11 protein-coding genes are annotated in these 12087 nt (G+C 27.2%); 8 read left to right on the top strand and 3 right to left on the bottom strand.

Features of this window, described 5'->3' with window-relative positions; all coding sequences use genetic code 11:
• The 3 genes from tssC to tssA are packed head-to-tail and all read right to left on the bottom strand — an operon-like array spanning position 1 to position 3480.
• Positions 1-1473 (bottom strand): type VI secretion system contractile sheath large subunit, encoded by a 1473-nt coding sequence (gene tssC, locus AEBR_RS04915; RefSeq protein ID WP_129088137.1) that lies wholly within the window; start codon positions 1471-1473, stop codon positions 1-3.
• Positions 1474-1489: 16 nt separating this feature from the next.
• Complete coding sequence (gene tssB / locus AEBR_RS04910) at positions 1490-1975, bottom strand: type VI secretion system contractile sheath small subunit (RefSeq protein ID WP_129088138.1); 486 nt, start codon at positions 1973-1975, stop codon at positions 1490-1492.
• 8 nt (positions 1976-1983) lie between these two features.
• Positions 1984-3480: a type VI secretion system protein TssA gene (gene tssA, locus AEBR_RS04905; protein WP_129088139.1), complete on the bottom strand. Its 1497-nt coding sequence runs from the start codon at positions 3478-3480 to the stop codon at positions 1984-1986.
• A 195-nt stretch (positions 3481-3675) separates the two neighbouring features.
• On the opposite strand from tssA, the gene AEBR_RS04900 reads away from it, so the two are divergent.
• From AEBR_RS04900 to AEBR_RS04865, 8 genes are read left to right on the top strand one after another with little or no spacing between them, the layout of a single operon-like run.
• On the top strand, positions 3676-7359 hold the full coding sequence (locus tag AEBR_RS04900; protein ID WP_129088140.1) for a hypothetical protein: 3684 nt from the start codon (positions 3676-3678) through the stop codon (positions 7357-7359).
• A gap of 1 nt (position 7360) precedes the next feature.
• A complete protein-coding gene (locus AEBR_RS04895; protein ID WP_129088141.1) occupies positions 7361-8164 on the top strand; it encodes a tetratricopeptide repeat protein in 804 nt (267 codons plus the stop codon).
• The gene (locus tag AEBR_RS04890) at positions 8161-8319 is read left to right on the top strand and encodes a hypothetical protein (protein ID WP_164969521.1); all 159 of its coding nucleotides are present in this window, start codon (positions 8161-8163) and stop codon (positions 8317-8319) included. Before AEBR_RS04895 ends, AEBR_RS04890 begins: the two co-directional genes overlap by 4 nt.
• On the top strand, positions 8316-9134 hold the full coding sequence (locus AEBR_RS04885; protein ID WP_129088142.1) for a tetratricopeptide repeat protein: 819 nt from the start codon (positions 8316-8318) through the stop codon (positions 9132-9134). The genes AEBR_RS04890 and AEBR_RS04885 overlap by 4 nt, the downstream gene beginning before the upstream one ends.
• A gap of 6 nt (positions 9135-9140) precedes the next feature.
• Positions 9141-10304, top strand: a complete 1164-nt coding sequence (locus AEBR_RS04880; protein WP_129088143.1) for a hypothetical protein — start codon at positions 9141-9143, stop codon at positions 10302-10304.
• On the top strand, positions 10301-11107 hold the full coding sequence (locus AEBR_RS04875; RefSeq protein ID WP_129088144.1) for a tetratricopeptide repeat protein: 807 nt from the start codon (positions 10301-10303) through the stop codon (positions 11105-11107). Before AEBR_RS04880 ends, AEBR_RS04875 begins: the two co-directional genes overlap by 4 nt.
• The gene (locus AEBR_RS04870) at positions 11104-11262 is read left to right on the top strand and encodes a hypothetical protein (protein WP_164969522.1); all 159 of its coding nucleotides are present in this window, start codon (positions 11104-11106) and stop codon (positions 11260-11262) included. Before AEBR_RS04875 ends, AEBR_RS04870 begins: the two co-directional genes overlap by 4 nt.
• Positions 11259-12086 (top strand): tetratricopeptide repeat protein, encoded by an 828-nt coding sequence (locus tag AEBR_RS04865; protein ID WP_129088145.1) that lies wholly within the window; start codon positions 11259-11261, stop codon positions 12084-12086. Before AEBR_RS04870 ends, AEBR_RS04865 begins: the two co-directional genes overlap by 4 nt.
• Position 12087: the final 1 nt, after the last annotated feature.

Here is a 12087-nt window from a genome sequence, read left to right as displayed (position 1 = left end):
CTACTCTTTATCAAGTTTTCCTACTAAAGATAACTCAAAACTTGCACCCATATATTTAAAATGTGGTCTTAGTGAAATTTTTACTCTATACCAACCTGGATCATTCTCTATATCTTCAACAACAATCAATATATCTTTAAATGGTTTTTTACTTCTTATTTCTGCACTTGGATTCTCTTGATTTGCAACATACTGTTTTGCCCATCTATTTAGTTCTCTTTCTAAATCTGCTCTTTCTCTCCAAGAACCAATATGTTCTCTTTGTAATACTTTAATATAATGAGACATTCTTGTTATTGCAAATAAATATGGAAGTTGAGTTCCTAACTTATAGTTTAGTGCTGCTTCATTCCCTTCTTTTGTATCAGGGAAAATTTTTGGCATTTGTGCAGAGCTTGCTGCAAAAAAAGCTGCAGAATTACTTCCTTTTCTCATAATCAAAGGAATAAATCCTTGTTCTGACAATTCATATTCTCTTCTATCTGAAACTAAAACCTCAGTTGGAATTTTCATCTCAATGTCACCCATACTTTCAAAAGTATGTACAGGTAAATCTCTTACTTCTCCACCCGATTTTGGACCAATAACATTTGTGCACCATCTGTAGTTTGCAAAACTGTCTGTAAGCTTACTTGCAAAGGTATAAACTGTATTTCCCCATAAATAGTGTTCATGATTTTTTGAAACATCTTCTTTGTACACAAAATTTGAAATTGGATTATCTTCTGGATCATAAGGAGCTCTTAATAAAAATCTTGGAAGGGTTAATCCAACATATCTTGAATCTTCATTTTGTCTAAACCCTCTCCATGCTGCATATTGTGGAGAATTCATTACATCATCAATATCTTTTAAATCAGGTAGCCCTTCAAAACTCTCTAATCCAAAAAACTTAGGTCCTGCACCAGAGATAAAAGGAGCATGTGCCATTGCAGCGATTGATGCGACTTTATTTAAAAATTTTATATCTACATTTGAAGGAGATAATTGATAATCTGCAATAATAGTACCAACAGGTTCACCACCAAATTGCCCATATCCACTTGTATAAATATGTTTATAAAGTCCTGATTGGGTTATATCTAAGCTATCTTCAAAATCTTCAATTAACTCCTCTTTTGACACATTTAGTATCTCCATTTGAATATTCTGTCTAAAATCAGTTCTTTCAACTAATAGATATAATCCTCTCCATTTAGACTCTAAAGCTTGGAACTCTTTGTGGTGTAGTATCTCATCCATTTGTGCAGAAATTTTTTCATCTATCTCTGCAATCATTTTATCAATTATTGATTTATTGACTTTCTCTTCTTCACTATCTGATTTAATTAACTCTTCAATTAAAGCACCAACTCCTGATTTAACAACATCATATGTTTCATCCTCTTGTGAAAGTTTTGTTTGGGCAACAATACTATCTAATAAAGAGAGCGTCTCTAATGATGAACTCTCTTGAAGCATATTTTCTACCATTTATAAATCCTTTATATTATTTAGCACTTAAACTAAGTTCTGCCATTAATTTATCTCTCTCTTCTTTATTTGAGATAGCCTCTTCTATAGCTTTTCTAAAAGCAGGTACATTTCCCAATGGTCCTTTTAATGCCATTAATGATTGTCTTAACTGCATTAAAACTTTCATCTCAGGTACACTTTCAACTATTTTTTCTGGTGAGAAATCTTTGATTCCATTTATTTTTAGATTGACATTTAAAGAAGCATCTTCATCTTCAATTAATCTATTGTCAACATTAAAATTTACTGATAAATTTTGAGCTTTTAACACATCATTAAAATTGTTTTTATCAATTTTTATAGCCCTTTTTTCTTCAATAGATACTCTCTCTTCATTTGGATTATATTCCCCAAGAATTGTTAACTTGTAAGGTATCTCAACATCTTCTTGCACATCTCCTGTTGCAGGTCTATATGTGACGTTTATTCTCTCTTTTGGTGATTCTGATTGTTTGTTCATTTTTTCTCCTATTTTAGTTCAATTTCAAATGCACTTTTTATATCCGATTTACAAAGACGTTTATAAATCTCTTCTAATCTATTGTTTTCAATATCCACATTTGTATAGTTACTCAATATCAATGAATAAACTTTTGATACAAGTTTGGGATTCCACTCGTCTAAATTAAATTTTTCTATATCATTTTGTAAATCCTCCAAAAGTGCTAATGCAATATCTTTTTTACCAAACTCAATTGCTAGTTGAGCGTGATTTAATCTCCAATTAAACTTCTCCTCTTTTGTAGAAGCATTACTGTAATAAGTTGCCATAGATGACATTGACTCTTTTACTTTACCGCTACTTGCTTGTTCAAAAAGTGCATCAATTTTTTTGCTAAATTCATTATCATTTGAAGTTTCATCTTCACTATTATTTGTTTTTAGTTCTTCATTTATCCATTTTTTAACTCTACTTGAAGCAAAAGCTGTATCATCTACAAAATAAAAATCTAATATTCCTTCATTTGTTTTCACAAAACTTATTAATGAATTTTTAACCTCTAAAGAGAGATTTTTATTGTTGGTTTTTTCAAATATATTATGCACATGATAGTGCCCATCAATCCAAAATGGAGAGACTTCAATAATCTCTTCAGCAAGAAATAATGCTTCTTCATATTTTTCTTCTGCAAGCAATTTTTTTAATTCATCCAATTCAAGTTCAGAGGGAGGATATAATGAAGTTCTTTTTCTCTCATTATAAGGTAATCCATCAGTTTCAATCCAAGATAAAAACCTGCTGATTCTAAGAGCTTTTAAATTTGTAAAATCATTTTTTCTATAATAACTTGCCAATAATGATGCGATTTTTTTTAAAGCATTTAAAATTTTTGTTGCATCTGCATCTGATGTTATTTCAGTAATAGCCTCAAAAGATAGAGTTTTTGTATCAATGTTTTGTCTATTTTCCTCTTTTATTAGACTCTCTTTTCCTCTATTTTTCTCTTCATCATAAAAAGGTTTAATAAAATTTATAATTTTTCTAAAATTCTCTTCATCACTATTTAACATCCCTTTTACAACTAAATTCAATTTTAAAAATTTTTCATAAAGAGAGATATAAGAAGTGATAATGTTTTTATTTTGTTCTGTTACGAGTTCATATGTCAAAGTTTCCTCTAACCATAAAATAATATTTTTTTTACTTTTAAGTGATTTAGGGAAAAGATCTACACTAAATTTTTCTAATAATTCAGTAAAAGTAATTAATGAAGTTTCTAATCCACTCCAAGATTTACTTTTCCATGCTGAAAAAAGCCACCATGATGCAAGTTTTAAATCTTTTGTTTTTTTTTCAAGTAGCTCTAAAGTATTATCATAAACTAATGTCCAATCAGTATCCTCTTGGGTAACGCAATGCTCTTTATCTACTTCTTGTTCAATTAGTAAATAAGTATCTTCATATTTGCAATCAATACCGCATTTTTCAATATCTGAAAGTTCATTTAACATCAAACAACTCAATGACTTATAACCTTATATAATAATTTTTTTGTGTATTTTAACTGTTTAAAACTTTAAAATATATAAATTTATTATTAATTTATATTCTTAATTCTTATTTTTTATTAATAATAATTCTATAAATATATATTTAAGAGTATAATATCTTTTTAAATTATTTTTTTGTATGATTTTAAAAAATTTTTGGAAGTAATAATGGGTAATGAATTTAATGTATTGGAAAAAGGTATTATAAAATGTGCTTGTGGTGGGGAAGTAGTATTAACTTCAACAGTACCAAATCTTAAAATAAATGGTGAAAAACCTTTATACTTAAAAGACATACTTAATGCTCCTATTTCAGGTTGTCCTTCAAAAGATCCTTGTACAAAAGTAGCTTCAATATCAGATGCAGGAACTGAAGTAAATGTGTCAGCAACAGGCTTAACCTACCTTCTTAGAACTGATGGTTTTAAATCAGATAAAGGAAGAGCAATAATATTAAATGACCCAGGACAAAGAACATCAAAAATCTCTGCAATACCTAGTTTGGAAAATCAAGATGTAGAACCTGAAGAGGAAATTACTAAAGAAGAGTATCAAGAAGAGATTATAAAAAAAGATACAATATATACCCTAAGCTTTTTAAGAAAATATCAAGACATCTATAAACCTATACGACCGACAAGAGCTTTTAGAAATACCATAGAGACTCACTCAACTGATGCCTTAGATGAGTTTAATGACACATCAATCCACTCACATACCTTTGCCTTTATCTATATTACTCAAAATGGCAAAACAGCAGAGTATCAAGTATTTTCTAAAGGAAATATATATGCAGAATCACAAAAAGATATATTTTTTCAAAATACAGCTACGACTAAAATTACTGAAATTATTCCAATATATGAAGAGAGTAAAATAGATATATCATACAGTAATATACAACTAAAAGATAACTCGGACATAAAAAAACTAAAAAAAATATCTTTTTCTCCAACATCCGTTGATGGGATTAATACATTTTATATAAAAGAACTTGATGATATAGATTTGAGAGAAGTTACAAAACAAGATATAAAAAATAAAAAGATAGAAAAAGGTACAGATGAAAATGTAAATATTGTATGTATTATAGAAGATATTTTAGCAGAAATTGAAGATTTGTACCTTGAATATCACACTAGATACAAAGTGGCTTATAGAAAAAATCACGACATTATAGAGGATATAAAAGCAAGGAACAAATACCCCTATACTATAGCAAATCTTGTGGATTATTTTTATGTTTCAAAAAATGAAGAGAAGATATATAAAGAAGATACAGAAAAACTAAAAACTCTTTATAACAAATTAGTTGGTTTACTTTTAAGTGATGATTCACTTTTAGAAAAGTTTTTCAAAGATGAAAATGATATATCAAAAATACTTGATAAAGATACAAAGAAAGTTGCAGCTTCATACATACAACAAATCAATATCATAAAAAGTGATTTTTTTGAAGATAAAAATGATTCAAAAAGAAAAGAGAATCTTAATAATGCAATGATTACAAAAAGATATTTTAAAACTACAGCAAAAAATCAAAAATTTGTATATATGACAAAAGCTGTAACAGGACAAAGTAAACATGTGGGATATGGGTATAAAAAGTTTGAATTTAATAGTTCAAATCAAGCTTTCACAAAAATAAAAAATGATGCTAGGCAAGTTTTAGCTTATCTAATGTTTTCACTTTATTTTAGTGAAGAGTTTGAAGATGAGTTAAAAAAGTTAGATAATTATAGCAAAATAGATAGTTTAAGAGATAAATTTTTATTACAACTAAAATCAATTGCTCCATTACCTAATATAAGTGATGATAGTATACAAGATGTTCAAAAGGCTGTGAAAGTAAACTCTTCAGTATATTGGGACACAATTGGCGCATTGGAAGAATATAAAGACAACTATTTAAAAGAGTATGAGAATCTAGACCATACAAAAAAGATAAAATCTTTTGAACAATATGGAGATAGTGTCAAATTTAAAACAAAATATTTATACTATGATAAAACACTAAAATACTATAAAAAAGAAAAAGAGTTCGAAACTCCTAAAGAAATCCTAACTAAAATAGTGTCTAAACTAAATGACTCAAAATTAATTGAAGTTTTAAATATCTATAAAAATATAAAAGATACAAATAGCTTCAATTATGTTGTATCTGCTATGAATATAGCTTACATGTTATCAACTCCAAGAATTTATTTAGATGAAGAAACTGATAAAACCTCTTTTTTTAGCTCTTCTCTTACACATATATATGATTTTGTAGTTGACTTGACAAATAAAAGAATAAATCTTTCTGATGAAGAAAAAAATACTCTAAATAAAGAGTATCAAATAGCAAATAACTACAGTGACATGCAAGTAAAACTCTTACTAAATAGTGTGTTTTTCCCAGAAAATAAAAATCCAAAAGGTTTAGAATTTTTAAAACTTTTTGCAAAAAAAGATGAAAATCAAAAACTATTAAAAGAAAATGAAGATAAATATAAATCAGTAACAGGTTTGCCTCAAAATTTAAAATCAAAAGAAAGAGAGCTTTATGAAACTATTAAAAATATTGAAGGGATAACTTCGGGGCTTGAGAAAATTTTAGTAGAGATGAAAAATGTTGCACCTGAAAGAAGAACACTATCAAAAACAGTGTATTTCAGAGTTGGTAGTAAATTAAAAGTATTCTCAAATATTCTAGTATATGCAAGTGCAGCAGACTATCTATTTTTTAATGATGAGAAAAAAACAATAAAATCACATATAGGTTTTATAAATGATATGGCAAATATAAGTGTAATGGTAGGTGGATTTATAGAAAAAAATCCAAAAATGCCTTTAGAAGTTTTAAGAAACTATCTTAGTGCAAAAGCTGTAAAAGAGATAAGTCTTTCAAGTCAAAAACTACTTACATATGCAGAAAATACAATGTTAAAAAAACTCTCAATCATATCAATTGTTGTAACAACACTTTTTGATAGTGTTAATTTATATAAAAGAGAAGATTATGATGCTTTAGCTGTTACAACATTAGCAACAGGTTTAAATATTGCTCTTCTTATTTGTACTCCAACTTTACCTGCTTTTATAACTGGTGTATTATTAACTATTATTACAGGTATTATATTAAATGAGATTATCGACAGCGATGTGGATATATATCTTAAAAAATCGCTTCTTTATAAAACTATTGATTTTTCAGTATTTAAAGCCTTATTTGATAAGGAACAAAGTAAAAAATACCAAGCTTATTATCTATTTGAAACAACAAACAAAGATGATGAGTTAAAAGCTATTTCAGATGATGGTTTTAATGACTATAAAAAACTAATAGATTTTATAGGTAAAAACTACAAAGGAAAAGAAAACTTTTTTGATACAGCACTAAACAATGAGCTTAGTTTCTTAAAAGCTTCTATCTATGGATATAAGTTAGAACTTCTTGATAGAAGAAAAGGTAAAAAACTTAAAAATATTTATGGTAATGATGTTCAATTATGGCAGAATACTTTTGTAAAAGTCCCTCAAATATTGATTGATAACAAAGAAACTAAATTTATTTTTAAAATAGATGACACGTATAAAGAAATAAAACAAAATCTGTTTATCAAGGAAAGTAACTATGCTCTTTATGACTTATTTAATCAAGATTTTAATATTTTAAAAGAATTGGAATTAATAAATTATAAAAAAGCATCTATTATAGTTTTATCTCCATTAGTTGAATTAAAATATAATTTTACTTACAATTATAGAGAGTTAGTATATTTAGATGTACTTGGATTTGAACAAGTGAGCTTTACCCCTGAGGATAAAAATAACTTAGAACAATTTATAGAAAAAAAAGAGGATAAGTAAAATGAAAAAAACAATAATAACTATATCTTTAATTATTTATATACTTGTATCTTTTACAGCGTGTAATGATGATAGTAATAAAAAAGAAGAAATAAAATCAAGTTTAACTATTCCAGAATGGGATGAAAAAGCAAAATCAACTATAGATAACTATTGGAGCCTATGGAATGATGCAAAAAAAGACCCAATGGCAGCGACAAGTATAGGTTATGCCTATTCAGAAAAATTAAATGACTATGAAAAAGCTATTGAATGGTACAAATACTCAAACTCTATGAAACCTCTTCCTGAAACTTCAAATTATGCTTGTTATTCTTATCAACAACTAAAACAATATGAAGAAGCTATAAAATGGTGTGAAGATGCAATTAATATGGGAAGTAAAGATGCTCTAACTGGATTAGGATATAGCTATTCAAAGCTAAAACAATATGATAATGCCATTAAGTGGTATAAAAAAGCTTATGAAAATGATGACATTAATGCAATGATAAATCTAGGTACAGTTTATTTAAATAAAAAAGATTATAAAAATTCTGAACTTTGGTACAAAAAAGCTATTGAAAAAAATGACTATGAAGCATATCAAGGTATTGCAAAACTATATCATGATGGATTTAAAGACGACATAAAAGCCTCAGCCTATGCAATTGCAGTTATCAATACAAAATATACTAAATCATCCGTACTTCGTCTTTTAAAAGATGATTGGAATATTTCAAAAGAGACAATAAAAAAAGGTTACGAACTTCAACTAACCTCAGATGAGTTTCCTATTAAATATAAAGGTGATTTAGGATTATGAATAAAACTGTAGCTATTTTAATTGTTCTTATAGTATTTTTTGGTGGTAGATATATTATTCAAAAACAACATGAACAAGATAGACAACAAAGTATGAGAGGTGCTGTTTTAGATACTTTGAATCCTCACTCTCCTTTTTATAGAGATAATAAATGAGAATCAATATATTAGCTAAAATATCAGTCATACTACTATTAACAATTAGCTTTTCTGCTTGTGAGGATAAAGCTGTAAAAGAAACCCAAACACAAGAAGTAAAATATAAAGCAAGTTTACCTATGCCTGAATCAGGCAACGAACTTAGAAAAATGGGAATTATTGATTTATGGTATGATGCAAAAAAAGACCCCATCCCCGCAATGAAAATAGGATACGCTTATTCAGAAAAGCTACATGATTATGAGAAAGCCTTAGAATGGTTTAAATATGCTGATTCCATGATTCCCTTGGGTGAAAATTCTTATTTTGCTTGTTATTCCCTGCAACAATTAAAAAGATACAATGAAGCAATAATCTGGTGTCAAAAAGCTATCGATTTAAAATGGGATAAAGCTTTATATCAATTGGGAACGGTTTATTATAAAAAAAATGATTTTGATAATGCTTTAAAATGGTTTACTAAAGCATATGAAAAAGGTGAAAAGATAGCAGTAACTAGTATTGGTCTTTCAAATGAAAAATTAGGAAACTATAAAGAGGCAGAAAATTGGTATAAAAAAGGTGTTAAAAATAGTAATCAAGACTCTTATCATAACATTGGAAGGTTCTATTTTTATAGTGTTAAAAACAATCTAAAGGCCAGTGCTTATACAATTGCTCTAATTGATACTAAATATACAAAATCTTCAGTTTTAAAAGTTTTACAAGATGAATGGAATATCCCAAATGAAACAATAAAAAAAGGCTACGAACTTCAACTAACTTCTGATGATTTTCCTATTAAATATAAAGGGAAATTAAATTTAGAGTAAATAAAAATGTCAATTTCTATTAACCCAATGAAAGAGTATATTTATGATAATACAAATAAAGATATAAAATCAACAATAGGTTTTATAAATGATTTTGCAGGACTTAATAGTGCTTTAGTAGGGATAATACAAAATAAAGAGTTTGAAAATATGGCACAAGCTTTTTTAAATAAAATGCACAAAGGATTAAGTGGAAAAGAGGTAATAAAAATAAATCTTGCAAATAATGAATTTTTAACAGCAACTGGCAAATCTTTTGCAAAAGTATCAGCATACGCTGTAATAATTATGTCAATACTTGATGCCATAAAATATGAAAAGAATGAAGACTATGATGCTTTAACGGCAACAGTTGGAATGATAACTTTAAATATCGTAGCTTTATTTGTAACTAGCGGTACTCCTCTTGTTGTATTTGTATCCTTAAGTTCAATTGCTTATGCAATTGTTATGTTAAAACTTGAAGACAGTGCTTTTGAAAGCTATTTAAAAAGGTCTTTGTTTTATAAAGATACTATATATTTAGAAAGTAAAGATAAAAAAATAAATGGCTTCTCAGCAAAATATCTTTTAGAAACAACAAATAGAAAAGAAGAGTTAAAAGCAATAAATAGTGAAGGTTTTACAAGTGCTAAAAAGATAACAAATTTTATAGGAGAGAATTATAAAACAAATGAACTATACTTTGATACAGCACTAAACAATGAACTTAGCTTCTTAAAAGCTTCTATTTATGGATATAAATTGGAACTACTTGATAGAAGAAAAGGTAAAAAACTTAAAAATATTTATGGTAATGATGTTCAGTTATGGCAGAATACTTTTGTAAAGATTCCTAAAGTTATATATGATAGTGAAAATGTAAAATTTATCTTTGTTGAAAACGACAGTTATAACATAATTGAAAAAAGTACCTTATTTGATGAAAAAGATTACTATGTTTATGACTTATATAATCAAAATTTTTCATATTTAGAAGATTTTGAATTTATCAATAAACAAAAAACTTCAATAATTGTAATCTCACCACAAGTAGAACTAAAATATGAATTTATGTATGATTATAGAGAAATTGAGTATCTTGATGCAATAAATTTCAAACAAGTTAGCTTTACTATAAAAGATAATGAAGAATTAAAAAAATTTAAAGAAAAAAAGGATAAAAATTGATAAATTCTATAAAGATTTATAAATTTATTTTTATAATACTATTAAGTCTATTTTTAAATGCTTGTAATAATAATGAAAAAAAGAAACTAGAAAATTCTTTGCCTATCCCTGCATGGGATAAAAATGCTGAAAATAAAATATGGTTTGCATATAAAGAATGGCATCATGCAAAAAAAGACCCAATAGCAGCAACAAACATAGGTTATGCCTATTCAGAAAAATTAAATGACTATGAAAAAGCTATAGAATGGTACAAATACTCAAACTCTATGAAACCTCTTCCTGAAACTTCTAATTATGCCTGTTATGCTTATCAACAGCTAAAACAATATAAAGAAGCTATAAAATGGTGTGAGGATGCAATTAATATGGGAAGTAAAGATGCATTATTTAGATTAGGTAAAGTTTATGAGCTAAACAAAGATTATAATAAGTCTCTTACATATTATAAAAAATCTTTTGAAGATACAAGTGATTTAATGGCACTAAGTAATTTAGGTTCAGTTTACTATGATAATAAAGATTATGAAAATGCAGAAATATATTTTAAAAAAGCTATAGAAAAAGGAAATCTAGAATCTTATCAAAATATAGCAAGTTTTTATCACAATGGATTGAAAGACGACATAAAAGCCTCAGCCTACGCAATTGCAGTTATCAATACAAAATATACTAAATCATCCGTACTTCGTCTTTTAAAAGATGATTGGAATATTTCAAATGAAACAATAAAAAAAGGTTATGAACTTCAACTAAATTCAGATGATTTCCCTATCAAATTCAAAGGTGACTTAGGATTATGAATAAAACTGTAGCTATTTTAATTGTTCTTATAGTATTTTTTGGTGGTAGATATCTTATTCAAAAACAACACGAACAAGATAGACAACAAAGTATGAGAGGTGCACTTTTAGATACTATGAATCCAAACTCTCCTTTTTATAGAGATAATAAATGAGAATCAATATATTAGCTAAAATATCAGTCATACTACTATTAACAATTAGTTTTAGCGCTTGTGAGGATAAAGCTGTAAAAGAAACCCAAACACAAGAAGTAAAATATAAAGCAAGTTTACCTATACCAAAATGGGATGAAAATCTTTCAAGTGAAATGGGAAAATATGCAACTTTATGGCACACATCCAAACACGACCCAATCCCAGCAACCCAAATAGGTTATGCTTATGCAAATAAACTACAAGATTATCAAAAAGCTTTAGAGTGGTTTGAATACTCAAACTCAATGAAGCCAACAGCAGATAATTCTGCTTATGCGTGTTATGTGCTTCAAGAAATGAAACAATATGATAAAGCAATAAAATGGTGTAATGACTCAATCATACAAGAAAGCAATAAAGAAGCATTATTTATGCTTGGGACTATATATGAAGATACACAAAAATATGACAAAGCAATAGAATATTATAAACTTTCAGCTAATAAAGGTTATGTAAATGCAATGAATAACTTAGGATTTATCTATAATGAAAAGTTGAAAGATTTTAAACAAGCAGAACAATGGTATTTAAAAGCAGTAAAACAAAGAAATTATACAGCTTTTAATAATATAGCTCTTTTTTATCATGAAGATTTACGAGATGATATCAAAGCTTCTGCTTATGCTATAGCTTTAATAGGAAATAAGTTTAGTTATAGATCAGTTATAAATCTATTAAAAAAAGATTGGCAAATCCCAAATGAAACAATAAAAAAAGGCTACGAACTTCAACTAACCTCAGATGAGTTTCCTATTAAATATAAAGGTGATTTAGGTTTATAAT

This window comes from Halarcobacter ebronensis (genome assembly GCF_013201825.1).
Lineage (GTDB): Bacteria > Campylobacterota > Campylobacteria > Campylobacterales > Arcobacteraceae > Halarcobacter > Halarcobacter ebronensis.
Note: the sequence above shows the minus strand (reverse complement) of the source record. Positions and strands in the feature narration are given on the sequence as shown.

Excerpts from the sequence above, each read along its gene's own strand:
- tssC (WP_129088137.1), bottom strand. The coding sequence starts at position 1,473 with ATGGTAGAAAATATGCTTCAAGAGAGTTCATCATTAGAGACGCTCTCT.
- tssB (WP_129088138.1), bottom strand. The coding sequence starts at position 1,975 with ATGAACAAACAATCAGAATCACCAAAAGAGAGAATAAACGTCACATAT.
- AEBR_RS04880 (WP_129088143.1), top strand. The coding sequence starts at position 9,141 with ATGTCAATTTCTATTAACCCAATGAAAGAGTATATTTATGATAATACA.
- AEBR_RS04885 (WP_129088142.1), top strand. The coding sequence starts at position 8,316 with ATGAGAATCAATATATTAGCTAAAATATCAGTCATACTACTATTAACA.
- AEBR_RS04890 (WP_164969521.1), top strand. The coding sequence starts at position 8,161 with ATGAATAAAACTGTAGCTATTTTAATTGTTCTTATAGTATTTTTTGGT.
- AEBR_RS04870 (WP_164969522.1), top strand. The coding sequence starts at position 11,104 with ATGAATAAAACTGTAGCTATTTTAATTGTTCTTATAGTATTTTTTGGT.
- AEBR_RS04865 (WP_129088145.1), top strand. The coding sequence starts at position 11,259 with ATGAGAATCAATATATTAGCTAAAATATCAGTCATACTACTATTAACA.
- AEBR_RS04900 (WP_129088140.1), top strand. The coding sequence starts at position 3,676 with ATGGGTAATGAATTTAATGTATTGGAAAAAGGTATTATAAAATGTGCT.
- AEBR_RS04895 (WP_129088141.1), top strand. The coding sequence starts at position 7,361 with ATGAAAAAAACAATAATAACTATATCTTTAATTATTTATATACTTGTA.